Raw genomic sequence first — 23,057 nt, 5'->3', positions numbered from 1 at the left:
GGAGGCACGCCCATGACCCGTTCCGTTCAATCACGCTCGCGCGCGCTGCGCATGGCAGCCGCGATGCTTGGCGCGCCGATCGCGCTGTCCCCGATCCTTAGCGCCCCCGCTGCCGCACAGTGGATCGTCTATGATCCGACCAACTATGCGCAGAATGTCCTGACGGCGGCGCGCACGCTGCAGCAGGTCAATCAGCAGATCACCCAGCTTCAGAACGAAGCCACGATGCTGATCAATCAGGCCCGTAATCTGGCGAGCCTGCCTTACTCCTCCCTCCAGCAGCTTCAGCAGTCCGTCCAGCGCACGCAGCAGCTTCTGCAACAGGCGCAAGGCATCGCCCTCAACGTCCAGCAGATCGACCGCGCGTTTCAGACAACCTATGGCAACGCGTCGATGTCGGCCTCCGATCAGGCGCTCGTGGCGGGCGCGCGCGAGCGCTGGCAGAATACGGTCGGAGGCTTGCAGGACGCCATGCGCGTTCAGGCCGGCGTCGTCGGCAACATCGACACGAACCGGACCCAGATGTCGGCGCTGGTCGGCCAGAGCCAGGGCGCCACCGGCGCGCTGCAGGCGACACAGGCGGGCAACCAGCTTCTCGCCCTGCAAGCGCAGCAGCTCGCGGACCTGACGGCTGTGGTCGCCGCAAACGGTCGCGCACAGAGCCTGACCGAGGCCGAGCGCGCGGCTGCGGCCGAGCAAGGTCGCGAGCAGCGTCGCCGGTTCCTGACGCCGGGCAGCGGCTACCAGCCGGGCAACGCCCGCATGTTCCCGAACGGCAACTGAGGGCGCGGCCATGGACGGCAAGATGCTCGCCCGGCTTGGCGCCGTCGTGTTCGTCGCGGTCGCGATCACCGCGACCGCGATCGAGATGAGCCGGAAAGAGGAAGCGTCCGAGGTCTGGCCGTCCGGCCGGACCACTCAGGCGCAGGCTGATCCGCTGCGCGACGAGTTGATCCGCTGCCGGGCCCTCGGCGAAGCGGGGCCCCGCGATCCGGCCTGCCTGCGGGCCTGGGCGGAGAACCGCAACCGCTTCCTCGCCCCCGGCGCGCGTCCTGCCGAGCGACTGCCGGACATGCCGCCAGCGCCGCGAAACGACGCCACGCCCCAACCGGGCCGCACCGATCAGCCGGGCTTGGAGCCCGCCGCGCCGATCGCGCCGCCGCAGCTCGACGAGGCGAGATAGCATCATGGGCGGCACTGGCGTCATCGACCATTTCCTCGAGGTCTTCACCCGCTACATCGACAGCGGATTCGGGTTGCTCAGCGGCGAAGTCGCCTTCATCGCCACCACCTTGATCGTCATCGACGTGACGCTGGCCGCACTCTTCTGGAGCTGGGGCGCCGACGACGACATCATGGCCCGCCTGGTGAAGAAGACGCTGTTCGTCGGCGTCTTTGCCTACATCATCGGCAACTGGAACAACCTCGCCCGGATCATCTTCGAAAGTTTCGCCGGGCTCGGCCTGAAAGCCAGCGGGACCAGCTTCACGACCGCCGACCTGCTGCGGCCCGGCAAGGTGGCCCAGACCGGCCTCGATGCCGGACGTCCGCTCCTTGAATCCATCTCCGGCCTCATGGGCTATTGGTCGTTCTTCGAGAACTTCATCCAGATCGCCTGCATGTTCCTCGCCTGGGCGCTGGTGTTGCTCGCCTTCTTCATCCTCGCCATCCAACTCTTCGTCACGCTCGTCGAATTCAAGCTGACGACGCTGGCTGGCTTCGTGCTGATCCCCTTCGGCCTGTTCGGCAAATCGGCCTTCATGGCCGAACGCGTACTCGGCAACGTCATCTCTTCCGGCATCAAGGTTTTGGTCCTCGCCGTCATCATCGGCATCGGCTCGACCCTCTTCTCCGAGTTCACCTCCGGTTTCGGCGGGGCAACCCCCACCATCGACGAAGCGATGGCGATTGTGCTCGCAGCGCTGTCGCTGCTTGGCCTCGGCATCTTCGGTCCCGGCATCGCCAGTGGTCTCGTGTCCGGCGGCCCGCAGCTCAGCGCCGGCGCTGCGGTCGGGACCGGCATCGCCGCAGGAGGCATGGTCGCGCTAGGCGCCGGTGCTGTCGGCGCCGCCGCATCGGGTGGTGCTGCGTTGGCCGGTGGAGCCGCCGCCGCCGCTCGCGGCGGCGCTGCGATCGCTGGCGGCGCATCCACCGCCTACAGCCTCGGCGCAGCCGGCCAGTCCGGCGCGGCTGGCGTCGCATCCGGGCTCGGCGGCGTTGCCCGCGCCGGCGGCAGTGCGGCCGTCTCGCCACTGCGCCGTGCCGCATCGCGCGCCGCCGAAAGCATGCGCTCCAGCTTTAACGCTGGCGGCAAGGCCGCGTTCGAGGCGACGGGCGGCACTTCCACTGCGGGCTCGATCGGCGGCGACGCGGCCGGTGACGGCGCCGCTGCCGCCGGTTCCGCGAACGCCGGCGGCCCGCCGGCCTGGGCGCAGCGGATGCGCCGCTCGCAGCACATGACCCATGCCGTCCAGGCCACGGCCCATGCCGTCCGCTCAGGCGACGCCCATGGCGGCGGCTCTTCCGTCAATCTTTCCGAAGGCGATCGCTGATGTTCAAACGACCAACCACCCACTACGGCAAAGTTTCCGAGCCGGAGACGCCCTATCAGCGCGCCGCCCAGGTCTGGGATGAACGCATCGGCGCCTCGCGCGTGCAGGCCAAGAACTGGCGAACGATGGCGTTCGGTTCGCTGATCCTGTCCGCCGGCTTCGCCACCGCGCTCGTCGTGCAGTCGGCGCGGGGGACGATCGTGCCCTGGGTGGTGCAGGTCGATCGACTTGGCCAAGCCCAGGCCGTGGCGCCTGCCGTCGCCGACTATCGGCCGACCGATCCGCAAATTGCCTTCCACCTCGCGCGGTTCATCGAGCAGGTCCGCTCGATTCCGGCCGACGCGATCATCGTCCGCCAGAATTGGCTGCGCGCCTACGACTTCACAACCGATCGCGGGGCCATGGCTCTCAACGACTATGCCCGGTCGAACGACCCGTTCGCGAAGGTCGGCCGCCAGCAGATCGCTGTCGACGTCTCCAGTGTCATCCGAGCTTCGCCCGACAGCTTCCGCGTCGCCTGGGTCGAGCGCCGCTATGAGAATGGCCAGCTCGCCGAGACAACGCGCTGGACCGCGATCCTGACGATCGTGGTGCAGATTCCGCGCAATGCCGACCGACTGAGGGCGAACCCGCTCGGCATCTATGTCAACGCCATCAACTGGTCACGGGAGCTTGGGCAATGAAACCGTCTTTCCGTAAAGCCGGAAACCCGGCTCCGCGCATCATCGTATCCCCGGCTCTGCGCAGATGCGTATTGCCGTTTATGCTGCTGGCGACGTCCGCGCTCGCCGGCTGCGCTACCACCAATCCGCCGCCGGAAATCTCCTACGATAACGCAGCGCCAGCGGTGCAGACCGTCGATCCACCCGCGCCCGTCACCGTGGTCGAGCTGCCGCGGCCACTTCCGCTGCCAGGCCAGTTGCAACGCGTCGAGCCGTCCCGGCGCACGCCGGAGCCTGCCGATCCCACGGCAAGAGTGAACCAAGCCAACGCCGCCGCTCGCATCCAGCCGGTGCGCGACGGCTTCATCAACTCGATGCAGGTCTATCCGTTCACGCAAGGAGCGCTCTACCAAGTCTATACTGCCGTCGGCCAGATCACCGACATCGCGCTGCAGCCGGGCGAGCAGCTCGTCGGCTCCGGTCCCGTTGCCGCGGGCGACACCGTTCGCTGGATTATCGGCGACACCGAGAGCGGATCGGGCGCAACCCGCCAGATCCATATCCTCGTGAAACCCACGCGCGCCGAACTGATGACGAACCTCGTCATCAACACCAACCTGCGCACCTACCACATGGAGCTTCGCTCGACCGAGCGGACCTACATGGCCTCAGTCTCCTGGCAGTATCCGCAGGACCAGCTTATCGCTCTGCGCCGGCAGAATGCCGAGGCGCAAGCCGCCCAGCCGGTGGCAAGCGGGGTCGACCTCGCTAACGTCAACTTCCGCTACGCCATCGAGGGCGACCGTGCCCCATGGCGGCCGCTGCGCGCCTTTGATGACGGCCGCCAAGTCTTCATCGAATTTCCGCGCGGCATCGGTCAGGGCGAGATGCCGCCGCTCTTCGTCGTCGGCCCCGAGGGTAACACCTCCGAACTGGTGAACTACCGGGTTCGCGGCCACCACATGATCGTTGACCGGCTTTTCGCCGCCGCCGAGTTGCGCTTCGGCGCGGGTGATCGTCAGCGGCGTGTCCGCATCACCCGTACTGACGGGAGGCCAACCTCGTGAGCGAGAACCCGCCCCGGAATGACGAAGTGCCCGAAGACGACGCGCAACCCTTGACCGGGGAGCCGGTCAGCGCCCCGACGATGCGCTTGCGCGCCGATCCGCCGCGCGTGACCCGGCTGTCGCGCAAGGTGCTCGCGAGCGTGGGTCTGGTGGCCAGCGTTGGGCTCGGCGGCGCTCTGATCTACGCCCTTCAGACCCGCGATGGAGGCCGGTCTAACGAAGAGCTTTACTCGACCGAAAACCGCTCCACCGCGGACGGTCTGGCTGGCTTGCCACGTGACTACAGCGGCGTGCCGCGCTTGGGTCCGCCCCTGCCGGGCGATCTGGGTCGGCCAATCGTCGGGGCCCAGGAGCGCGGCCAACCTGTACCGACCCCAAATGTCGTCACCCCGAACCCCGGCATCAGTCCGGAGGAACAGCGCCGCCTTCAGGAGATCGAGACAGCACGAACCAGCCGACTGTTCTCTGGAACTGAGACGCGCGGCGGTGCGACCGCTACGGCCCCCGCCATCACACCGCCGCCAGCGCCGGACCTGGCCGGCCTCGGACTTGCGCCGCCGCCATCAACACCTTCGGCGCAAGATCGCCAGAACGCCTTTCTCAACGCGGCAGCCGATCGCAGAACCGTTGCGCCGGATAGGGTCGCCGCGCCAGCTTCACCGAACATCCTTCAGGCAGGAGCCGTTATTTCGGCCGCGCTGATTACCGGTATTCGCTCAGATTTGCCGGGCCAGATCACCGCGCAGGTCACCGAAAACATCTATAACAGTCCGACCGGCCGCATCCTGCTCGTGCCGCAGGGCACGCGTGTCATCGGCCAGTACGACAACAATGTGCAGTTCGGCCAGAGCCGCGTACTTCTGGTCTGGAACCGGCTTATCTTCCCGAATGGACGCTCTATCGTGCTCGAGCGCCAGCCAGGCGCTGACGCTGAAGGATTCGCCGGCCTCCAGGACGGCGTCGACTATCACTGGTGGGATCTGGCGAAAGCAGCAGGGCTCTCGACCTTGCTCAGCGTCGGCGCGGAGCTGGCCACAAACGACGACGACCGACTTATCAGCGCGATCCGCAACGGCGGGCAGGACACGATCAATGACGCCGGCCAGCAGATCGTACGCCGTCAGCTTAACATCGCTCCGACGCTGACGATTAGGCCGGGGTTTCCTGTGCGCGTCATCGTCACGCGCGACTTGGTACTCGAACCGTACGGAGGCACGTAATGACCAAGCTGAAACTGGAAGCACTCGTCGATGAGAAGCCAGTGAAAGTTACGGTGGAGCTTCCTGCGTCATTGCACCGAGACCTCACCACCTACGCGGCGATCCTAAGCCGGCAGCAAGGCGAAGAGGTTCGTGATCCCGCCCGGTTGATAGTCCCCATGCTGTCGCGATTTATCGCGACGGATCGCGAGTTCGCTCGCCAGCGGCGAGTCACCGCTTCTGCGGGTCAGTCAAAGCGCGACGATGTGCGTTCATAGCGTCAGCAAAGCCGGGTTAAATATCACGTCGTTGGCTGATGTGGGACAGAGCAACGTCCGGCCTTCGGGTCGCGGGATCGCATTTCCCGCGCGAGCCTCAGCAAAGTTGAGAGCGCGGGATTGGTATCCTTTTTCCGCTTTACGACGCTCCATGTCGCAATGGTGTCCGGCCCAATCAGTGGACGGAATTGGACACCCGGGTAGGTGGTTCCTAGCGTCGATACCGTCGTCAATGTGATGCCAAAGCCTTTCGCCACCATGTTCAGGAGATTTTCGCGGCCGACGCCCTGGACCGAAACCGTCGGAAAGAATCCTGGGCTGGATAGATGGCGGACTAAGTAATTTTGAAGATCCGGCCCCGCTACGCCGGCTGCAACTAGGAAGGCCTCCTCGCGCAACGCCCATAGGTCAAACGCCGCGCCTGTCGAGCGTGGGTGATGTTCGGGCATCGCAACGTACAGCGTTTCATCCCAAAGCGGCATGGTCTCACAGTCAGGCATTGACGGTTCGCCAAGGATGAAACCGACGTCCAGGCGCCCTCTCGCGACTGCCGCGCCAATACCTTGCGAACTACCCTCTTCGAGCTTGAGGTCAATCAGCGGATATCTTCGATGAAATTCGGCGAGGAGATCTCCGAGAAATCCGAAGGCGAGGGACGCCATGATCCCGACACGGAGCTCGCCGGACTCGCCCTGGCGATCGCGCTTCAATCCTTCGATTGCCTTGTGGAGTCGCTCGACTCCATCGGAAGCTTGTTCGATGAAGCGACGGCCGGCAGGCGTCAACACTACCCCTGTCCTGCGGCGTTCGAACAATTGCACACCTAGCCTCCTTTCCAGGAGAAGCACGCGGCGGCTGACCGTCGACTGCGAAACCTCGAGAGTTTTCGCTACACGTCGAAAACTGCCATGTTCCGCCGCGAGGGTCGCATATTTCATGAATCGGAGATCAAGGGAGAGATCAGTCATTCCGGAAGTGCTGCTCGTCTTTTCGATTATCCGGACCCTTGAAACTAAGCATCTTGTTTTGATGCTCATCATCCGAAGCTGGGACCGTCTCATCTTCACAATCTTGTTCAAGCGCACGCGACGGACCGCCGAGAACGACAGGCTACGTTTGGCCAGCGTCCCGCGTTTACCGAGTCCGCCTGCATCGAGAACGGTCGCGGCGAACGGCGCATGCGACACTACCGATACGCACTAGACTACCCAAATGGAAGTATGCACTGTTTGGTGCAATAGGCACCGAATGGTAGGAATTGAGATGACCGAAAGAACGACTGAGAGAGAGCAAAACCCTTCATCCGCCTCGCCCTTGGACGCCAGTCCGGCCTCCGCCCCTTTGAGAGAGCCTAGTTGGGCGCGCGCGGTCTCGGCGATTCAGAGCATCGACGTGTTCAATGTCGAATGCGGGGCGCATCAGCAATAAATGGACCCTGCTTGTCATGTACTCACTGGTCCAGGGGACCAAGCGATACACAGAACTTCAAAGGCAGATCAAAGGGATCTCTCCGAAAATGCTGACGCAAGTTCTGCGTAATCTTGAAAATGACCAACTAGTGTGTCGGAAGGTGTATCCCGTCGTTCCGCCGATGGTAGAGTATTCATTCACCCCGTTGGGCAAAAGCATTGCGGAGCCGCTCGTGGAGTTGTGCATCTGGGCCGAGGAGCATGACAAAATGCTCAGGGCAGCGTGGCAACTGAAATAGCACTCGGGCTGACCGTCGGGCTTCCAGACCAACTGGTGCACCCCAGCGAAAGCGTCCCGCGAACCATCGCTTCAGAATCAGCTTGCATTTAGTAGCCGATCGGTCTAATTAAATCACATGAACGTTGCCATCACACCCCGACGCCGTGGGCGTCCTCCAAAAGCTACTATGGGTTTCAGTGAAACCCGTGAGTCATTGGTGCGTGCGGGGTTAGTTGCTCTGACAGAAAAAGGCTTCTCGGCAACGGGGATCGACGAGATCCTGAAGGCAGTGGGAGTGCCCAAGGGATCATTTTATCACTATTTCGATAGCAAGGAGGCGTTCGGCGCTGAGTTGATCGACCGCTATGGGAAGTACTTTGCGCGTAGGCTTGAACGATTCTTCGCCGATAGTGAGCGACCGCACTTGCAACGCCTTGAGGCGTTCACGCGCGATGCTGAAGACGCCATGGCCCGCTTCGCATTTTCCCGGGGCTGTCTCGTTGGGAATTTAGGTCAGGAGATGGGCGCATTGCCCGAATCCTACCGACAGCAACTGAGCGACGTGTTCGTTGATTGGCAGCATCGGACGGCAGCTTGTTTGCGCGCCGCGCAGGCGGAAGGCGAAATTGGTACAAACCACGACGTCAATGAACTGGCGGCATTCTTTTGGATAGGCTGGGAAGGCGCGGTGTTGCGCGCGAAGCTTGAACGCAACGCTGATGCGCTCAGGACCTTTGCGAACGGCTTTTTCGCAATGACCCGAGCCTAGGACTATTTTTTTGTGCATTTATAGACGATCGGTCTAATTAAACGGAGAAGCGACATGAGCACGTTCAAGGCGATCGTGATTGAGAAAAACGACGGTAAGCAAACCGTCTCTCTGAAGGACATCAGTGACGCGGACTTGATGGAAGGCGACGTCACAGTTCGGGTGACGCATTCGACCCTCAACTACAAGGATGGTCTCGCGCTGACAGGAAAGGGACCTTTGGTACGACGCTTCCCGATGATCCCCGGGGTTGACCTCGCTGGTGTCGTCGAAGCCTCAAGCAACCCTGATTTTCGCCCTGGAGATCAGGTGATCCTCACCGGCTGGGGTATCGGCGAAACCCATTTTGGTGCCTTTTCCCAAAAGAGCAGGGTCAAAGGCGAATGGCTGGTACCTCTGCCCGCAGGCATGACGCCTGCCGACGCCATGGCGATCGGCACCGCAGGCTTCACAGCCATGCTGAGCGTCCTGGCGCTGGAGAGGTACGGGCTGAAGCCGGACGACGGTCCCGTCATCGTCACGGGCGCAGCGGGCGGCGTAGGCTCCGTGGCAATCGCGTTGCTTGCCAAAGCCGGCTGGCGCGTCATCGCCTCGACGGGACGCGCGGACGAGGCCAACTACCTCAGAGGCCTCGGCGCGACTGAAATCATCGACCGTAGCGAATTGTCCGGTTCAGGCCGGCCGCTGGGAAAGGAACGCTGGATAGCGGGGGTCGACGCGGTCGGTTCACACACGCTCGCCAACGTCCTCTCTATGACGAAATATGGTGGCGCCGTAACGGCCTGTGGCTTGGCGCAGGGGATGGATCTACCTGCTTCCGTAGCTCCCTTCATTCTGCGTGGCGTCGCGCTTCTCGGGATCGACTCGGTGATGTGTCCGAAGCCACGCCGGCTTGAGGCATGGGGTCGGCTTTCCAGGGATCTTGACCACGCGACGCTCGCCGAAATCACAACCACCATCCCTCTCAGCGAGGTGATCGATGCCGGCGAAGATATTCTCGCCGGGAGAGTGCGCGGGCGGTTGGTCGTTGAAGTCGAGCACGATGATTAGCCTGTCAGGGCCGCATTCTGCGCCGCTCGGCCTCTGGAATTCATGCGGCACCTCGTCGTGGTGTTTCGACCGGATCTCCAATCTGAACTCGGCGCCGCAGTAACCCGAACGAGAAATAGCGAAATCTCGAAATAGCGATATTGACATATCTCGATATTAGGTTAGGGTGAGTTTGTCACCCAGAAAGAAGGAGACTGACAATGCTGATGCGCAATGAGACGACCCCGAGCTACGCTCCGGACAGCAGCTATGGCCATTTCATCGACAACCAGTGGGTTGACAGTGAAAGCGGCCGAACCAACGACAGTATCAATCCGGCCACCGGTGCCGTTCTGACGCGGACGCCTCACGGCACCGCTGCGGATGTAGACCGCGCCGTGCAGGCCGCTCACCGGGCCTTTCAGACCTGGCGCAAAACATCTGCGATCGAGCGCTCGAACGCGTTGCTGAAGATCGCAGAGCTGTTGGAGGCTGACGCCGAGCGCTTCGCCGTTCTCGAGAGCATGGATGTCGGCAAGCCGATCCGCGAAGCCAACGTCGATGTGCCTCTGGCGATCGACCATTTTCGCTACTTCGCAGGTGTGATCCGCAGCCATTCTGACGAAGCGGCGATGTTGGACGACAAGACGATGAGCCTGACGCTCAGCGAGCCGATCGGTGTCGTCGGGCAGGTCATTCCCTGGAATTTCCCGCTGCTTATGGCGGCGTGGAAGATCGCTCCGGCGATCGCGGCCGGCAATACTGTGGTGATCAAGCCGTCCGAGATGACGCCGGTCACGATCCTGGAACTCGCTAAAATCTTTGCGCAGGTCCTTCCTGCGGGCGTGGTCAATGTCGTCACTGGTACCGGCGGCGAGGTCGGGCAGGCTATTCTCGATCATCCGCGGATTGGAAAGCTGGCCTTCACCGGTTCGACCCGCGTCGGCGAAGTCGTCGCGACCGCCGCTGCCAAGAAGATTATCCCCGCAACCCTTGAACTGGGCGGCAAGTCCGCCAACATCGTCTTTCCCGATGCCAACTGGGAAAGAGCGGTCGAGGCAGCGGCGCTGGCCATCCTGTGGAACCAGGGGGAAGTCTGCGAGTCCGGCTCGCGGCTCTTCGTGCATGAATCGATCTATGATCGCTTCGTCGGCGAACTCAAGGAACGGTTCGAGAAGGTCCGGGTCGGCAACCCCCTCGACGAAAATACCCAGATGGGCGCGCAGGTCAGTCAGACGCAGACCGACCGCATCATGGGCTATATCAAGCTCGCGACAGAAGAAGGAGCGCGCATCCTGACGGGCGGACATCGTCTGACGGGCGGCGAGTACGACGCGGGCTTCTTTATCGAGCCGACGATCATCGTCGATGTGCGCAATGACATGCGCGTCGCTCAGGAAGAGATCTTCGGGCCAGTCGTTTGCGTGCTGCCATTCAAGGACGAAGATGAGGTCATCTCGCTGGCTAACGCGTCGGACTATGGCCTTGCCGGCGGCGTCTGGACGCAAGACATCAATCGCGCCATCCGCGTAGCGCGCGCAGTCGAGACCGGACGGATGTGGGTCAACACCTATCACGACATTCCGGCTCACGCGCCCTTCGGCGGGTACAAGAAGTCGGGCATCGGTCGTGAGACGCATAAGTCGATGCTCGATGCCTACACCCAGAAGAAGAACATCTACGTCAGCCTGAATGAGGCTCCGTTCGGGGTCTTCTGAGGCAGGCCAGCGCGGGGTGAGGCTTTGCCTCATCTATTCGAAATTTCTAGATATTTAGGAGTACGAAAGTGGAAAACGCTGTTCTGTTTCAGGCCGCGCACCTTGGGCCTTACACGCTGAAAAACCGCATAGTCCTGCCGCCGCTCACGCGTTCCCGCAGCTCGCAGCCGGGGAACGTGCCGAACGATCTCATGGCCGCCTACTACCGCCAGCGAGCGGGCGCCGGCTTTATGGTGTCGGAAGGCACGCAAATCGAGCCTAGAGGCCAGGGTTATGCCTGGACCCCCGGCATCCATAGCCGGGAGCAGGTCGAGGGATGGCGGAAGGTGACGGAAGCCGTACACGCCGAAGGGGGAATCATCTTCGCGCAGCTGTGGCATGTCGGGCGGGTTTCACACACGTCGCTGCAGCCGGGAGGAGCCGCTCCGGTCGCGCCCTCGGCGATCCCGGCGGACAACGTCAAGGTCTTCATCGAAACGGGACCGGGCAAAGGAGCGCTCGCACTACCGTCGGCGCCACGTGCGCTGACCACGGCGGAGGTTAGGGAGCTGGTGCAGCTCTACGCTCAAGCCGCGCGAAACGCGCTCGATGCCGGCTTCGATGGCGCAGAGATCCACTCTGCGAACGGCTACCTCGTCAACCAGTTCATTTCCGCCCACACCAATCAGCGCGACGATGAATATGGTGGCTCGCTGGAAAACCGGCTGCGGTTCCTGCGTGAAGTGACGCAGGCGGTTGCGGACGTCGTCGGCAAAGATCGGCTCGGCGTGCGGTTTGCGCCGCTGTTCGAGAGCACCGAGGAAGATCGCGTCTACATCGGCCTGGTCGAGGACGATCCCCATGGAACGTATATCGAGGCGATAAAGATACTCGAAGATATCGGGATCGCCTACGTCTCGCTGGCAGAGGCCGACTGGGACCACGCGCCGGAATTTCCCGAGGCCTTCCGCACCGATGTGCGGAAGACCTTCAGCGGCAGCATCCTCTATGCGGGCAGGTACACGGCAGAGCGCGGCACGCGTGCCATAGAAGCCGGCTGGGGGGACCTGATCGCCTTCGGCAGGCCGTTCATCGCGAACCCGGATTTGCCGCGCCGTATCGCGAACAACTGGCCGCTCAATCCGGTGGACCCGGCGACCATGTATGGGGGCTCGGCCAAGGGATACACCGACTACCGCAACTATCAGCAGTAGGTGGTCGGAGCTGCGTCCAGACGAGCGGACGCGGCTCGAACCTGAGCCTTCGACGCTGAGAAGAGATCGCGCGGAACCGATGAGCACGAATATCCGCGACGCACTGAAGGCGCTCGATAATCCAACCCGTCTCGCCATCCTCGGATGGCTAAAGGACCCGCGTAGAAATTTTCCAGAGCAGGAGGTCGATCCCGAGGAGGTTGGCGTGCCTGTCAGTGCAATTCAGGAACGGACGGGGCTCTCGCAGTCGACGGTGTCCCATTATTTGGCGGCGCTGGAGCGCGCTCAATTGATCACGTCAAAACGCATCGGATCTTGGACCTACTACAAACGCAACGAGGAAAACATCTCATCGTATCTCGCGAGCCTTGAATCCCTGATTTGACGGATAGCGGCCTGCGAAACGCTAAAGAAAGAACCTGACGATGTATAAGCCAAGCACAATTCCTTATTTACGGCATCGAGGGTTTCAGTACACCTTCAAGGCTGGCCGTTTGAGCCTAGGGCTGTTCTTCCCGATCGAGGCGTTTCAGGGCGATATGCCGACGATGCTGAACCAGGTTTCCTTGGCGCAGCGCGCCGAAGACCTTGGGTTCTCGACGCTTTGGTTTCGTGACGTGCCATTGCGCGATCCTACGTTCGGCGACGTTGGACAGATCTTCGATCCCTGGGTGTATCTCGGCTTCATTGCCGGTCAGACGTCGAAGGTGGCGCTTGGCACGGCGTCGATCGCAATTCCCCTGCGCCATCCACTTCATACGGCCAAGGCAGCTGCGAGCGTTGATCAACTGAGTGGCGGCCGCCTGCTCCTCGGTGTCGCGACCGGCGACCGCCCCGTCGAGTTTCCCGCATTCGGCGTCGACCCCGATGAACGGGGCGAGATCTTCCGCGAGAACCTGGACATCATACGCCGAGCGCAGCGCACAAGCTTCGAGCCGCTGCAATGGACGCGCGGTCTGCTGGCGAATGCTGACCTGATCCCGAAGCCCACCACGACCGAGGTTCCGTTCTTCGTAACGGGAAACAGTCGGCAATCCGTCGATTGGATCGCGCGGGAGAGCTCCGGCTGGATGAACTATCCACGGCCGCCCCAGGCGCAGCAAGGAATCGTGGAGAGCTGGCGGAAGGCGGTCTCTGCCGAAGTTGGAGATGTCTACAAGCCATTCCTCCAATCTCTGTACATCGATCTCGACGCACAGCCGTCCATGCCTCCGACGCCGATCCATTTAGGGTTCAAGCTAGGGAGAGACTATCTCATGAAACTCTTGGAGGCCCTTGAGGCGATCGGCGTCGATCACGTGATCCTCAACCTGAAATATGGCCGCCGCCCGGCTGCCGAAGTGGTCGAGGAGCTTGGGTCCCACGTCGTCCCGCGCTTCGGCGCGCATACGTCGTGAGGCACAAGCAATCATCGGTCGCGGCAAGCCTCATGTCATGTGGCATCGCCGCGGCCGATAGCATTTCAACGAAATTCTCCGATGGTGGAGATGTTTAGGAAAGGAGACTTATTATGACTAAAGTTCTCATTCTAGGCGCGGCGGGCAAGATCGCGCGGCACGCGATCCATCAGTTCCTTGAGGAAGAAGGAGTCGAACTGACTCTTTACCTGAGGCGGTCAAGCCGGCTGAAGCAGCAGGAGAGCGATCGCGTCACGGTCATCGAAGGCGATGTCACGGATACGCGGCATTTGCAGGAAGTCGCTCAAGGGCAGGACGTCGTCTACGCAAATCTGGGGGGCGACGACATCGAGGACCAAGCGAAATCCGTCGCGGCGGCGCTTGAGGCTGCCGGTGTCCGGCGCCTCATCTGGATCTCGACACTCGGCATCTACGACGAGGTGCCCGGCGCCTTCGGCAAATGGAATCACCAGATGCTCGACGGGGGGTACCTGGAGCCGTACAGCGCGGCGGCCCGTGTCATCGAGGGATCGAAGCTCGACTACACGATCATTCGGCCGGCGTGGCTGACCGACCGCGACGAGGTGAACTACGAACTCACGCAGAAGGGTGAGCCGTTCAAGGGCACGGAAGTTTCGCGGAAGAGCGTCGCCGATCTCGTCGTGAAACTCGCGAAGGATTCGTCTCGCGACGTGCGCGGTTCTCTGGGCGTCGACAAGCCCGGCACAGATGGCCCTAAGCCATCCTGGTACTGATCGCGCGCTCTCCGGGGTCATCATCGTCGCTGTCCCTGCGGAGGTGGATATTGGATCGTAGATAAGGTCGGCGTCGATGGCGTCGCCTCTGTCTTCGGAACCACCACTTTCCGCGGGGGCGATGCGTGAAAGCATTGATGGTGCATTGCACTTCGTAGCGAGATATTGTAATATTGAGAAAAGTCGCTATGTGGTAGATCATGAGCATCGATATAAGTGAAGCACTCAAGGCCCTCGACAATCCCGCCCGGTTGGCAATCCTGGCGAAGCTCAAGGACCCCCATAAGAATTATCCTGAGCAGGAGGTCGATCCGGAAGAGGTTGGGGTCTGTGTAAGCATCATTCAGGAGCAAGCGGGTTTGTCGCAGTCGACGATATCGCTTTACCTCACCGCCTTGCAGCGGGCCAAGCTGGTTACCTCACAACGCATTGGCCCGTGGACGTACTACAAACGTCACGAAGAGAATATCGCGGCGTTCTTTAAGGAACTGCGTGATCTCATTTGAGCAGTGGCAGAGTCGCCGCGGGAAACGCTGCCCAACGGGTCGCAAACGCGGACGAGCGCAAGTCCGCGAAAGAGGAGCATACGCAACACCGGCGTTTGACACGCAACAGGTTAAAAGGAACGGTTATGACCAAGACGTGGTTTGTAACAGGAGCAGCTCGAGGACTAGGGAGAGCTGGCTCGGTTGATCTGAACAGTTTCGGTGCTGTCGCTAAGTGAGTTTCCGCCTCGGTTATGCCGCCGCCGGGATTGGCGGCAGCGCGTTGAAGTAAGCCTGGTCGGGCCTCTGCCGGGCCAGCCCTTGATGAGGCCTCCGGCTGTTATAGAAGTCGAGATACCGGCCGATCGAGGCGCGTGCCTCCGACACGCTGGCATAGGCACGCAGGTAGACCTCCTCGTATTTGACCGACTTCCAGAGGCGCTCGACGAAGACGTTGTCGCGCCAGGCGCCCTTGCCGTCCATGCTGATCCTGATGTCGGCTGCGATCAGCAGGCCGGTAAACTCGCAGCTGGTGAACTGCGAGCCCTGGTCGGTATTGAAGATCTCCGGCTTGCCGAAGCGGGCCATGGCGTCCTCGACGGCCTCGATGCAGAAGGCGGTGTCCATCGTGATCGAGAGCCGCCAGGCCAGAACCTTGCGGCTGAACCAGTCGACGACGGCGGCGAGATAGACGAAGCCCCGCGCCATCGGGATGTAGGTGATATCCATCGCCCATACCTGATTGGGACGCGTCACCGGCAGCTTGCGCAGCAGGTAGGGGAAGATCGCGTGCCCCGGCGCCCGTTTCGAGGTCCTCGGCCTGCGATAGAGCGCCTCGATCCCCATGCGCTTCATCAGCGTGGCGACGTGCAGGCGCCCGGCGACATGACCCTCGGCATTGAGAAGGCCCTGCAACATGCGGCTGCCGGCGAATGGATACTCTAGGTGCAGGGCGTCAATCCGGCGCATCAAGGCCAGATCGGCAGCCGGAACCGCGCGGGGCAGATAGTAGACGCTGCCCCGGCTGATCCCCAGAGCCTTCGCCTGCCGGCTGAGCGGCAGGTTGTGATGACGGTCGATCATCGCTTTACGCTCAGAAGGCCGGCCTTCCCGAGCGCGCCGGACAAAAAATCATTCTCCAGCGTCAGCTCCCCGATCTTCGCATGCAGCGTCTTCACGTCGACCGCCGGAGCCGGCGCTGCGACCTTCGCCTCGCCGTCGAACACGCCCGCAGCCCCCTCGAGAAGCTGATTACGCCATTGCGTGATCTGGTTCGGATGCACGTCGAACTGCTGTGCCAGCTCGACGATCGTCTTCTCGCCCTTGACAGCTGCAAGGGCCACTTTCGCCTTGAAGGCCGGTGTGTGGTTCCGCCGCGGTCGTTTCGCCATGGTCTCTCCTGTCGCGGCCATCATGCCGCCATCAGGCAGAAACTCCACTTATCCAACCTGTCCAGTTTTCCCGAGCCAGCTCTAAACCTGTGGATATGGTAGACAAACCACTTTTTGAGGGAGTCGTGTCTCTCCTCGTCCGCAAAACACGCACAACTTCGCAACCGAGATCACCCACATATCCGTGGCGCAGCACCTGCCCGGCACCTAGCGCCGGCGGCGAAAGCTAGCGCGGCCAACCCCGCCTATGTGGCCTCTATGGTATCCGTTTCTCCGACACCCGCGTGGAACGTCTTTCGCGGCGGTGAATGGCGCAGCATGTATGTCCGTGCGGAAGCGTGAGGCATCGGTCCCGGGCGCATAAACATAAACTCGAAGCCATCCTCGACAGACTACCGCAATGATCAACTCAAGACACGGCGACACAGCCTTGGTTGTGCTGCCGAAGGAGGCGGTAGTGCTAGATAGCAAATTCCTTACGCCTGACGAGGTGGCTGAACGCTATAGGGGCGGCATTTCCGTTGGGACACTTCGAAATTGGCGCGCGATGCGTCTCGGCCCGTCCTTCGTCAAAATTGGCAAGGCCGTGCTCTATCCTCTCGACGAGCTTGATGCGTGGGATGAAAAGAATAAGGTACAGTGCCGTGCATCCAGGGGAGTCGGCGAGCACGGCGGTGATCAGGCGTGATCGTCACGTTTGAGCATAATCAACCGCTCCCAATCCCCGGCACCTCTCTTTGTCGGATTTCAATTTATTGCATAAGAATCAATGCCTTAAAATAGAGCGAGGCATGGTCCACAATCATCCCTCGGGCGACCCGAGCCCCAGCCGCGCCGATATCGACGTGACGCGCAAGATCGTCGACGCCGGCAAGCCGCTCGGCATCCAGGTGCACGACCACATCATCATCGGCAGCGAAGGCCATGCCAGCCTAAGGGCGAAGGGGCTGCTTTAGGGGAGCGCAGTAGATAGCGTATCCTCCCCCGCCAGGGGGAGGTGGGCCGCGTAGCGGCTCGGAGGGGGAGGAAGCACGACGGTCCGAGAGGTTCTGGCATCCTCCCCCTCCGTCGCGCTGCGCGCGCCACCTCCCCCTGGCGGGGGAGGATACGCTCTTTGATTCCGCCTTTCGGGCTTACTTCTTCCGCTTGAAGTCCACCGACACGACGTTCGAGCCATCCTCGGCGGGCTTGGCCACCGGGCCGTCGCCGTCATTTTCGGCATCGTCATGCTCGTGCGGCTCGGGGCCGTCGGGACCTTCGGTCGCCTGGAAGCGCAACTCGAAATTCACCGCCGGATCGTGGAAGCCGGTGATCGCCGCGAACGGGATCGTCAGGATCGACGGGATCTGGTTGAAGCTGAGCCCCACCGAGAATTTCCGGTCGTCCACCGTCAGGTCCCAGTAGCGGTGCTGGAGGACGATGGTCATCTCGTCCGGGAACCGCTCCATCAGCCGCTGCGGGATGTCGACCCCGGGCGCCTGCGTCTTGAAGGTGATGTAGAAATGATGCGCGCCCGGCAGGCTGCCCGACTGCGCCACCGATCCGAGCACACGGCCCACCACGGCGCGCAGGGCTTCCTGCACGATCTCGTCATACGGAATCAAACTATCGGGCACGGTGCCGTTCATGCTCCCTTGGGTAGCGGCTGAAATGTTGGGGTCAAGATTGCATGCAGCGCTTGTCGCGTTATGTGCACCTTCATGCGCACCGCGACGATCAGCCGGAAGACCAGCGAAACCTCGATCGACGTCACCGTCAACCTCGACGGCTCCGGCGTCTATAGCATCCATACGGGCATCGGATTCTTCGATCACATGCTCGAACAGCTGAGCCGGCACTCGCTGATCGACATGGATGTGAAGACGGTGGGCGACCTCCATATCGATCAGCACCACACGGTGGAGGATACCGGCCTCGCGATCGGCGAAGCCATCGCCAAGGCGCTGGGCGACAAGAAGGGCATCCGCCGCTACGCCGATGCGCTCTCGCCGATGGACGAGACACTGACCCGCGTCGCGGTGGACATTTCCGGCCGACCCTATCTCGTGTGGAAGACCGAATTCTCGCAGAAGAAGCTCGGCGAGATGGACACCGAGATGTTCGAGCACTGGTTCCACAGCTTCGCCCAGACCGCAGGGCTGACGCTGCACGTCGAGACGCTGTACGGCAGCAACAACCACCATATCGCCGAAGCCGCGTTCAAGGGCCTGGCCCGCGCGTTGCGCGAGGCGGTGGAGATTGATCCGCGCAAGGCGGACACCGTCCCGTCGACCAAGGGAGTGCTGTGATGATCCTCGTGCTGCTGACCTACAAGGTGGACATTGCCCAGATCGACGAACTGCGCCCCGCGCATGTCGACTGGCTGAAGCAGGCTGTCGCCGATGGCCGCCTGATGGTCGCCGGCCGCAAGGTGCCGGTGACCGGCGGCTTCTTCATGGCGCGCGGGTCGCTCGACGAGGTGCGGGCCTGGGCGGCGGGCGATCCCTTCGCGACGGCCGGTGCTGCTGACTATGAATTCATCGAAGTCTCGCCGGGTATCCTCGCGCCGGGGCTGGAGGCGCTAGGCCAGTGACCGTCGCGCTGATCGATTACGGCGCGGGCAACCTCCACTCGGTGCACAACGCGCTGAAGGCTGCGGGTGCTGCCGACATCGCGGTTACGGCGGACCCGGCCGTGGTGCTTGGCGCGGACCGGGTGGTGCTGCCCGGCGTCGGCGCGTTCGGTGCCTGCGCCTCGGGCCTGCGCGCATTGCCCGGCATGATCGAGGCGCTGGAGACGCGCGTGCTCCGCGACGCGGTGCCGTTCCTCGGCGTGTGCGTGGGCATGCAGTTGCTGGCGACCACCGGGGAAGAGCTCGGCAGCCATGCCGGGCTCGGCTGGATTCCGGGTACCGTCCGCCAGCTACCCGCTTCGCCGGAGCTGCGCGTGCCGCACATGGGCTGGAATGATGTGGTGCCCGTGGCCGACCACCCGCTGATCGAACGCGGCGAGGCCTATTTTCTACACAGCTTCGCCTTTGACGGCGACGCGGTACTCGCCACCACCGACCATGGCGGCCCGGTGACCGCGGCGATCGGCCGCGACAATATCGTCGGCCTGCAGTTCCACCCGGAAAAGAGCCAGCGCTACGGGATCGCGCTGCTGGAGCGGTTCCTGGCGTGGAGGCCGTGAGCGCACGCTTCCGACTTTCGCTCCCCTCCCTTTTGCGGGAGGGGTCGGGGGAGGGACTGACGTGGTAGAAGCGCCGCGAGGTTCCATCCCCTCCCCTAGCCCCTCCCGCAAGCGGGAGGGGAACGCGTACGGCACGCCGACATGGACGAACCAATGACCCTGCACATTTTCCCCGCCATCGATCTCAAGGCCGGCCAGGTCGTCCGTCTCGCCGAAGGCGACATGACCCGCGCCACCGTCTATGGCGACGACCCCGCCGCGCAGGCCGCGCTGTTCGCCGAGGCGGGCGCCGAGTGGCTGCACGTCGTCGACCTAGACGGCGCCTTCGCGGGCGAATCGGTCAACGGCCTCGCGGTCGCCAACATCCTCGCCAAGACGCCTGCCAAGGTGCAGCTCGGCGGTGGCATCCGGAATCGCGAATCGATTTCGCGCTGGCTCGACATCGGCGTCACCCGCGTCGTGATCGGGACCGCCGCGCTGGAGAATCCGGACCTCGTCCGCGAAGCAGCCCGCGCGCACCCCGGCCAGATCGTCGTCGCGGTCGATGCGCGCGACGGCATGGTCGCCACGCATGGCTGGGCCGATGTGTCGAACGTACGCGTGGTCGATCTCGCCCGTCGCTTCGAGGATGCTGGCGTCGCCGCGCTGCTCTTCACCGATGTCGGCCGCGACGGGCTGCTCAAGGGGTGCAATGTCGAGGCGACCGTGGCACTCGCCCGCGCCGTCTCGATCCCGGTGATCGCCAGCGGCGGCGTCACCGACATCCACGACATCCATGCACTGCGTAAGCATGTCGAAGACGGCATCGAGGGCGTGATCTCGGGCCGCGCGCTCTATGACGGCCGGCTCGACCTCGCCGAGGCGATCGAGGCCGGGCGATGACCGTCCGCGCCCGCGTAATCCCCTGCCTCGACGTCGCGAACGGCCGCGTCGTCAAGGGCGTCAACTTCGTCGAGCTGCGCGACGCGGGCGATCCTGTCGAGCAGGCCCGCGCCTATGACGCGGCGGGTGCCGACGAACTCTGCTTCCTCGACATCACCGCCAGCCACGAGGCGCGCGGCACGATCCTCGACGTGGTGCGCCGCACCGCCGAGGTGTGCTTCATGCCGCTCACCGTCGGCGGCGGCGTGCGCAACGTCGAGGACGCCCGCGCGCTGCTGCTGGCCGGCGCGGACAAGGTCGCGGTGAACAGCGCGGCGGTCTCGCGGCCGGAAGTGGTCGCCGAAATCGCCGACCGCATGGGCAGCCAGTGCGTCGTCGCCTCGGTTGACGCGCGGCGGACGAGCGACGGGCGATGGGAAGTATTCACCCATGGCGGTCGCCGCGAAACCGGCATCGATGCGGTCGAACACGCGCTGCGCCTAGCCGAATTGGGCGCGGGCGAGCTGCTCGTCACTTCGATGGACCGCGACGGCACCCGCGACGGCTATGACCTGGAGCTGATCCGCACCATCGCCGACCAGGTGACAGTGCCGGTGGTCGCATCGGGCGGCGTCGGCGGGCTGGACGATCTCGTCGCGGGTATCCGCGACGGCCATGCCTCGGCCGTGCTGGCAGCGTCGATCTTCCACTTCGGCCAGGCCACCATCGCCGAGGCGCATGCCACGCTGGCAGCGGCGGGGATTCCCACACGGACACCGAGGGACAAGGCATAGCCGCAGCCGCGCCCGGGCGCGGCCCATGCTCCGAGGCCATCGACGCGAGTCAGCCCGTCAGGACTGGCATGTGGGCGCGTCGATCGTCGTGCTATATTGGCGGTTGGTGGTCAGCTTTATCTTAGATCCCGCAGGAACCGCCGCGAGCCCGGGCACGATACCAGCCCAGCTATACTTCCCGTTCTCGACCACGACATTGGTCGCCAAGCGTATCGATTGTCCGGACGTCGTAACCAGATCGATGGTTACGTTGGTGAATGCGACGCCTTTATAGCCAACAGCTGCGCCGCTAACGGTCACGCCACATACGCGACCCGCACTCCCGTTCAATGTCTGAGCTTCCGCAGCAGGCGCGCCGATCACCGAGATCGGCAATATGACAGCCACTGACAGACATACTCTCCTGATGATGTTCATTTATTTTCTCCCAATATCTAAATGTCGGCGAATTATTTTAACATTTTACAATTACCCGGCAACAGCAATTAAACATTTTATCATTATTTCGGTTATACTTACATCCCATTCGGATGTTTTCTGGATACGCCTCCTGAACGCGCACGCTGTGGGAATTGAACACTGCGCTATTGCCCCGGCGATCACGGCTTGACCTGTTCCTCCCCCTGCGGCTCGCCGATTTGCGGCACGGGTGCCAGAATCCGGTAGCCGTCGGTCGGCGTCGGCGGGCTCGACGATCGGGTGGCGGGCATCCGCGACGGCCATGCCTCGGCGACGCTGGCGCCGGGGATTCCGGTTCGGGGGTAAGCAAGGCTTATCCGCTACAGCGCCATGCCCAGACGTGCCAAGCGGCCACTGCATAAAGCCGTGACCGCTGCAAGATTGACCGGTATCGGCTCTGCATGGCGAGGAAGAAGCGCTACCTGACCGCTACCATGGCCGACGGATGGGTGAAGACGATCGGCCCCACCGCCGCGCCGTTCACGCATTTCTGGCGGATCGTGGCCGTGCTGGAGAACGGCAAGACCGAGGTCTTCTGGGGGCACAGCAAGTCGCCGAAGGAAGCCGCCGGCAAGAGCACGGCGCTGGCCGAGGCCGCCAGGCAACGCGGCTGGGCGTCCTACGCGTTCGAAATCGTCGAGCTTACCGAAGGCAGGCCGGCCTGATATCGGCAGCGCCGGCGCCAAGCGTCGCGTCGCGCTACACCGCCGTCGGTCTGCTCAGCACATACCATGCGCACCCCAGCATCGCCGCCGCCACGCCGACCGCCAGCCACGGCCCCGGCCGTGCGCCCCAGGTGAACAGGCCGTAGCCAAGCGCCATGCCCGCACACGCCATTGCCTTGCCCTTGCGCGGGATCGCGCCCTGTTCGCGCCACGCCAGCAGCGTCGGCCCGAATCGCGGATGGCCGAGCAGCCATGCCTCGAGCCGCGGCGAGGAGCGGGCGAAGCAGCCGGCAGCGAGGATCAGGAAGATCGTCGTCGGCATCAGCGGCAGCAGCGCGCCGATGAAGCCGAGGCCGACGAACACGAAGCCCAGCACTAGCCACAAGGGTCGCGACAGGCGCGAGCCGCCCGGCACCGTCTTCGATTCGCGTTCCTGCACCATCGTCATCCCGTCCTGCTGCCGCGAATCGCTCGCAACTACTATAGGGGAAGCACCGCAATCCCGCGCCCCAGGATTGACAGCGCCGCACGCCTCCCGCAGCCGGAGGCCATGGCCGACCTTCTCGACACGCTCGAACAGACGATCCGCGACCGCCGCCTGGGCGACCCTGCGACCAGTTACGTCGCCAAGCTCACCGCCCGCGGCCGCGCCAAGATCGCGCAGAAACTGGGCGAGGAAGCTACCGAAGCGGTGATCGCCGCCATCCAGGACGATCGCCAGGAGCTGGTGAAGGAATCGGCAGACCTGCTCTTCCACCTGCTCGTGCTGCTCGCCGACATGGGGCTGAGCCTCAACGACGTCCGCACGGAGTTGGCGCGGCGCGAGGGCGTGTCCGGGATTGCCGAAAAGGCGGCGCGGGGGGCGTGAAATCGCAATCCTCCCCCGCAGGGGGAGGTGTCAGGCGCAGCCTGACGGAGGGGGA

At 63.2% G+C, this 23,057-nt stretch carries 29 protein-coding genes and 1 pseudogene; 25 read left to right on the top strand and 5 right to left on the bottom strand.

Annotated features, from left to right (window positions below):
* Positions 1 to 12 precede the first annotated feature (12 nt).
* The 7 genes from trbJ to A7X12_RS12655 all read left to right on the top strand — a co-directional run bounded on the left by trbJ (position 13) and on the right by A7X12_RS12655 (position 5,758).
* Entirely contained in the window at positions 13 to 783 is a 771-nt protein-coding gene (trbJ, locus tag A7X12_RS12685) for a P-type conjugative transfer protein TrbJ (protein WP_064311966.1), read from the top strand.
* 10 nt (positions 784 to 793) lie between these two features.
* Positions 794 to 1,183, top strand: coding sequence for a putative entry exclusion protein TrbK-alt (trbK-alt, locus tag A7X12_RS12680; protein WP_064311965.1), 390 nt, complete (start codon positions 794 to 796; stop codon positions 1,181 to 1,183).
* 4 nt (positions 1,184 to 1,187) lie between these two features.
* Positions 1,188 to 2,552, top strand: coding sequence for a P-type conjugative transfer protein TrbL (gene trbL, locus A7X12_RS12675; RefSeq protein WP_064311964.1), 1,365 nt, complete (start codon positions 1,188 to 1,190; stop codon positions 2,550 to 2,552).
* Positions 2,552 to 3,235, top strand: coding sequence for a conjugal transfer protein TrbF (trbF, locus tag A7X12_RS12670; protein ID WP_064311963.1), 684 nt, complete (start codon positions 2,552 to 2,554; stop codon positions 3,233 to 3,235). The genes trbL and trbF overlap by 1 nt, the downstream gene beginning before the upstream one ends.
* Positions 3,232 to 4,281 carry a P-type conjugative transfer protein TrbG gene (gene trbG / locus A7X12_RS12665; protein ID WP_064311962.1) on the top strand — a complete coding sequence of 350 codons (1,050 nt, stop codon included), beginning with the start codon at positions 3,232 to 3,234 and terminating at the stop codon, positions 4,279 to 4,281. Before trbF ends, trbG begins: the two co-directional genes overlap by 4 nt.
* A gap of 80 nt (positions 4,282 to 4,361) precedes the next feature.
* Positions 4,362 to 5,501 carry a TrbI/VirB10 family protein gene (locus A7X12_RS12660; protein WP_443029305.1) on the top strand — a complete coding sequence of 380 codons (1,140 nt, stop codon included), beginning with the start codon at positions 4,362 to 4,364 and terminating at the stop codon, positions 5,499 to 5,501.
* Entirely contained in the window at positions 5,501 to 5,758 is a 258-nt protein-coding gene (locus tag A7X12_RS12655; RefSeq protein WP_064311960.1) for a DUF2274 domain-containing protein, read from the top strand. The genes A7X12_RS12660 and A7X12_RS12655 overlap by 1 nt, the downstream gene beginning before the upstream one ends.
* A 23-nt stretch (positions 5,759 to 5,781) precedes the next feature.
* Here A7X12_RS12655 and A7X12_RS12650 read toward each other — a convergent pair whose 3' ends face one another.
* Complete coding sequence (locus A7X12_RS12650; protein ID WP_064311998.1) at positions 5,782 to 6,726, bottom strand: LysR family transcriptional regulator; 945 nt, start codon at positions 6,724 to 6,726, stop codon at positions 5,782 to 5,784.
* A gap of 431 nt (positions 6,727 to 7,157) precedes the next feature.
* Here A7X12_RS12650 and A7X12_RS12645 point away from each other — a divergent pair, with 431 nt between their 5' ends.
* From A7X12_RS12645 to A7X12_RS12605, 9 genes are all read left to right on the top strand, one after another.
* Entirely contained in the window at positions 7,158 to 7,466 is a 309-nt protein-coding gene (locus A7X12_RS12645; protein WP_064311959.1) for a winged helix-turn-helix transcriptional regulator, read from the top strand.
* A gap of 168 nt (positions 7,467 to 7,634) precedes the next feature.
* Positions 7,635 to 8,216, top strand: a complete 582-nt coding sequence (gene acuR, locus A7X12_RS12640; protein WP_232318491.1) for an acrylate utilization transcriptional regulator AcuR — start codon at positions 7,635 to 7,637, stop codon at positions 8,214 to 8,216.
* Positions 8,217 to 8,270: 54 nt separating this feature from the next.
* A complete protein-coding gene (gene acuI, locus A7X12_RS12635; RefSeq protein ID WP_064311957.1) occupies positions 8,271 to 9,266 on the top strand; it encodes an acrylyl-CoA reductase (NADPH) in 996 nt (331 codons plus the stop codon).
* 200 nt (positions 9,267 to 9,466) lie between these two features.
* Positions 9,467 to 10,963 (top strand): aldehyde dehydrogenase family protein, encoded by a 1,497-nt coding sequence (locus tag A7X12_RS12630; RefSeq protein WP_064311956.1) that lies wholly within the window; start codon positions 9,467 to 9,469, stop codon positions 10,961 to 10,963.
* A gap of 68 nt (positions 10,964 to 11,031) precedes the next feature.
* Positions 11,032 to 12,156: an alkene reductase gene (locus A7X12_RS12625; protein WP_064311955.1), complete on the top strand. Its 1,125-nt coding sequence runs from the start codon at positions 11,032 to 11,034 to the stop codon at positions 12,154 to 12,156.
* Positions 12,157 to 12,235: 79 nt separating this feature from the next.
* Entirely contained in the window at positions 12,236 to 12,541 is a 306-nt protein-coding gene (locus tag A7X12_RS12620; RefSeq protein ID WP_064311954.1) for an ArsR/SmtB family transcription factor, read from the top strand.
* A 40-nt stretch (positions 12,542 to 12,581) separates the two neighbouring features.
* Entirely contained in the window at positions 12,582 to 13,553 is a 972-nt protein-coding gene (locus A7X12_RS12615; protein ID WP_064311953.1) for an LLM class oxidoreductase, read from the top strand.
* Between the two features lie 113 nt (positions 13,554 to 13,666).
* Positions 13,667 to 14,308, top strand: coding sequence for an SDR family oxidoreductase (locus A7X12_RS12610; RefSeq protein ID WP_064311952.1), 642 nt, complete (start codon positions 13,667 to 13,669; stop codon positions 14,306 to 14,308).
* Between the two features lie 200 nt (positions 14,309 to 14,508).
* Positions 14,509 to 14,814 (top strand): ArsR/SmtB family transcription factor, encoded by a 306-nt coding sequence (locus A7X12_RS12605; RefSeq protein WP_064311951.1) that lies wholly within the window; start codon positions 14,509 to 14,511, stop codon positions 14,812 to 14,814.
* Positions 14,815 to 15,045: 231 nt separating this feature from the next.
* Here the strand turns inward: A7X12_RS12605 and A7X12_RS12600 are convergent.
* Positions 15,046 to 16,184, bottom strand: a protein-coding gene (locus A7X12_RS12600; RefSeq protein ID WP_157105589.1) for an IS3 family transposase whose coding sequence is annotated in 2 segments (ribosomal slippage) — positions 15,046 to 15,926 and positions 15,926 to 16,184 — 1,140 coding nt in all. Because the reading frame shifts where the segments join, the coding sequence is not laid out codon by codon here.
* Positions 16,185 to 16,584: 400 nt separating this feature from the next.
* On the opposite strand from A7X12_RS12600, the gene A7X12_RS12590 reads away from it, so the two are divergent.
* Together A7X12_RS12590 and A7X12_RS25110 are read left to right on the top strand one after the other, a co-directional pair.
* Entirely contained in the window at positions 16,585 to 16,872 is a 288-nt protein-coding gene (locus tag A7X12_RS12590; protein ID WP_232318490.1) for a helix-turn-helix transcriptional regulator, read from the top strand.
* A 103-nt stretch (positions 16,873 to 16,975) separates the two neighbouring features.
* Positions 16,976 to 17,140, top strand: a pseudogene (locus A7X12_RS25110) (JAB domain-containing protein); the annotation flags it as partial.
* Positions 17,141 to 17,317: 177 nt separating this feature from the next.
* Here A7X12_RS25110 and A7X12_RS12585 read toward each other — a convergent pair.
* Positions 17,318 to 17,812 (bottom strand): SspB family protein, encoded by a 495-nt coding sequence (locus tag A7X12_RS12585; protein WP_064311949.1) that lies wholly within the window; start codon positions 17,810 to 17,812, stop codon positions 17,318 to 17,320.
* A gap of 72 nt (positions 17,813 to 17,884) precedes the next feature.
* Between A7X12_RS12585 and hisB the strand changes: the two genes are divergently transcribed.
* From hisB to hisF, 5 genes are all read left to right on the top strand, one after another.
* Positions 17,885 to 18,472 (top strand): imidazoleglycerol-phosphate dehydratase HisB, encoded by a 588-nt coding sequence (gene hisB, locus A7X12_RS12580; RefSeq protein ID WP_064311995.1) that lies wholly within the window; start codon positions 17,885 to 17,887, stop codon positions 18,470 to 18,472.
* Positions 18,472 to 18,756, top strand: a complete 285-nt coding sequence (locus tag A7X12_RS12575; protein WP_064311948.1) for a YciI family protein — start codon at positions 18,472 to 18,474, stop codon at positions 18,754 to 18,756. Before hisB ends, A7X12_RS12575 begins: the two co-directional genes overlap by 1 nt.
* Complete coding sequence (hisH, locus tag A7X12_RS12570) at positions 18,753 to 19,355, top strand: imidazole glycerol phosphate synthase subunit HisH (protein ID WP_064311947.1); 603 nt, start codon at positions 18,753 to 18,755, stop codon at positions 19,353 to 19,355. Before A7X12_RS12575 ends, hisH begins: the two co-directional genes overlap by 4 nt.
* Positions 19,356 to 19,508: 153 nt before the next feature.
* Entirely contained in the window at positions 19,509 to 20,237 is a 729-nt protein-coding gene (gene hisA / locus A7X12_RS12565) for a 1-(5-phosphoribosyl)-5-[(5-phosphoribosylamino)methylideneamino]imidazole-4-carboxamide isomerase (protein WP_064311946.1), read from the top strand.
* Positions 20,234 to 21,010, top strand: a complete 777-nt coding sequence (gene hisF, locus A7X12_RS12560) for an imidazole glycerol phosphate synthase subunit HisF (protein WP_064311945.1) — start codon at positions 20,234 to 20,236, stop codon at positions 21,008 to 21,010. The genes hisA and hisF overlap by 4 nt, the downstream gene beginning before the upstream one ends.
* Positions 21,011 to 21,067: 57 nt before the next feature.
* Here the strand turns inward: hisF and A7X12_RS25550 are convergent, their stop codons facing one another.
* A complete protein-coding gene (locus tag A7X12_RS25550) occupies positions 21,068 to 21,427 on the bottom strand; it encodes a hypothetical protein (protein ID WP_157105588.1) in 360 nt (119 codons plus the stop codon).
* Positions 21,428 to 21,870: 443 nt separating this feature from the next.
* Here A7X12_RS25550 and A7X12_RS12555 point away from each other — a divergent pair, with 443 nt between their 5' ends.
* On the top strand, positions 21,871 to 22,134 hold the full coding sequence (locus A7X12_RS12555) for a hypothetical protein (protein ID WP_064311944.1): 264 nt from the start codon (positions 21,871 to 21,873) through the stop codon (positions 22,132 to 22,134).
* Between the two features lie 34 nt (positions 22,135 to 22,168).
* On the opposite strand, the gene A7X12_RS12550 is transcribed toward A7X12_RS12555, so the two are convergent.
* Positions 22,169 to 22,576, bottom strand: coding sequence for a YbaN family protein (locus A7X12_RS12550; protein ID WP_064311994.1), 408 nt, complete (start codon positions 22,574 to 22,576; stop codon positions 22,169 to 22,171).
* Positions 22,577 to 22,684: 108 nt separating this feature from the next.
* On the opposite strand from A7X12_RS12550, the gene A7X12_RS12545 reads away from it, so the two are divergent.
* The gene (locus A7X12_RS12545; protein WP_064311943.1) at positions 22,685 to 23,002 is read left to right on the top strand and encodes a phosphoribosyl-ATP diphosphatase; all 318 of its coding nucleotides are present in this window, start codon (positions 22,685 to 22,687) and stop codon (positions 23,000 to 23,002) included.
* The last annotated feature ends 55 nt before the right edge of the window (positions 23,003 to 23,057 follow it).

Origin of the sequence: Sphingomonas sp. TDK1, from assembly GCF_001650735.1 — a bacterium.
Classification (GTDB): domain Bacteria; phylum Pseudomonadota; class Alphaproteobacteria; order Sphingomonadales; family Sphingomonadaceae; genus Sphingomonas.
Note: the sequence above shows the minus strand (reverse complement) of the source record. Positions and strands in the feature narration are given on the sequence as shown.

Bases quoted from the DNA above. Each gene is read 5' to 3' on its own strand.
- trbJ (WP_064311966.1), top strand. From the start codon at position 13: ATGACCCGTTCCGTTCAATCACGCTCGCGCGCGCTGCGCATGGCAGCC.
- trbK-alt (WP_064311965.1), top strand. From the start codon at position 794: ATGGACGGCAAGATGCTCGCCCGGCTTGGCGCCGTCGTGTTCGTCGCG.
- trbL (WP_064311964.1), top strand. From the start codon at position 1,188: ATGGGCGGCACTGGCGTCATCGACCATTTCCTCGAGGTCTTCACCCGC.
- trbF (WP_064311963.1), top strand. From the start codon at position 2,552: ATGTTCAAACGACCAACCACCCACTACGGCAAAGTTTCCGAGCCGGAG.
- trbG (WP_064311962.1), top strand. From the start codon at position 3,232: ATGAAACCGTCTTTCCGTAAAGCCGGAAACCCGGCTCCGCGCATCATC.
- A7X12_RS12660 (WP_443029305.1), top strand. From the start codon at position 4,362: ATGCGCTTGCGCGCCGATCCGCCGCGCGTGACCCGGCTGTCGCGCAAG.
- A7X12_RS12655 (WP_064311960.1), top strand. From the start codon at position 5,501: ATGACCAAGCTGAAACTGGAAGCACTCGTCGATGAGAAGCCAGTGAAA.
- A7X12_RS12650 (WP_064311998.1), bottom strand. From the start codon at position 6,726: ATGACTGATCTCTCCCTTGATCTCCGATTCATGAAATATGCGACCCTC.
- A7X12_RS12645 (WP_064311959.1), top strand. From the start codon at position 7,158: ATGTCGAATGCGGGGCGCATCAGCAATAAATGGACCCTGCTTGTCATG.
- acuR (WP_232318491.1), top strand. From the start codon at position 7,635: ATGGGTTTCAGTGAAACCCGTGAGTCATTGGTGCGTGCGGGGTTAGTT.
- acuI (WP_064311957.1), top strand. From the start codon at position 8,271: ATGAGCACGTTCAAGGCGATCGTGATTGAGAAAAACGACGGTAAGCAA.
- A7X12_RS12630 (WP_064311956.1), top strand. From the start codon at position 9,467: ATGCTGATGCGCAATGAGACGACCCCGAGCTACGCTCCGGACAGCAGC.
- A7X12_RS12620 (WP_064311954.1), top strand. From the start codon at position 12,236: ATGAGCACGAATATCCGCGACGCACTGAAGGCGCTCGATAATCCAACC.
- A7X12_RS12615 (WP_064311953.1), top strand. From the start codon at position 12,582: ATGTATAAGCCAAGCACAATTCCTTATTTACGGCATCGAGGGTTTCAG.
- A7X12_RS12610 (WP_064311952.1), top strand. From the start codon at position 13,667: ATGACTAAAGTTCTCATTCTAGGCGCGGCGGGCAAGATCGCGCGGCAC.
- A7X12_RS12605 (WP_064311951.1), top strand. From the start codon at position 14,509: ATGAGCATCGATATAAGTGAAGCACTCAAGGCCCTCGACAATCCCGCC.
- A7X12_RS12590 (WP_232318490.1), top strand. From the start codon at position 16,585: ATGATCAACTCAAGACACGGCGACACAGCCTTGGTTGTGCTGCCGAAG.
- A7X12_RS12585 (WP_064311949.1), bottom strand. From the start codon at position 17,812: ATGAACGGCACCGTGCCCGATAGTTTGATTCCGTATGACGAGATCGTG.
- hisB (WP_064311995.1), top strand. From the start codon at position 17,885: ATGCGCACCGCGACGATCAGCCGGAAGACCAGCGAAACCTCGATCGAC.
- A7X12_RS12575 (WP_064311948.1), top strand. From the start codon at position 18,472: ATGATCCTCGTGCTGCTGACCTACAAGGTGGACATTGCCCAGATCGAC.
- hisA (WP_064311946.1), top strand. From the start codon at position 19,509: ATGACCCTGCACATTTTCCCCGCCATCGATCTCAAGGCCGGCCAGGTC.
- hisF (WP_064311945.1), top strand. From the start codon at position 20,234: ATGACCGTCCGCGCCCGCGTAATCCCCTGCCTCGACGTCGCGAACGGC.
- A7X12_RS25550 (WP_157105588.1), bottom strand. From the start codon at position 21,427: ATGAACATCATCAGGAGAGTATGTCTGTCAGTGGCTGTCATATTGCCG.
- A7X12_RS12555 (WP_064311944.1), top strand. From the start codon at position 21,871: ATGGCGAGGAAGAAGCGCTACCTGACCGCTACCATGGCCGACGGATGG.
- A7X12_RS12550 (WP_064311994.1), bottom strand. From the start codon at position 22,576: ATGGTGCAGGAACGCGAATCGAAGACGGTGCCGGGCGGCTCGCGCCTG.
- A7X12_RS12545 (WP_064311943.1), top strand. From the start codon at position 22,685: ATGGCCGACCTTCTCGACACGCTCGAACAGACGATCCGCGACCGCCGC.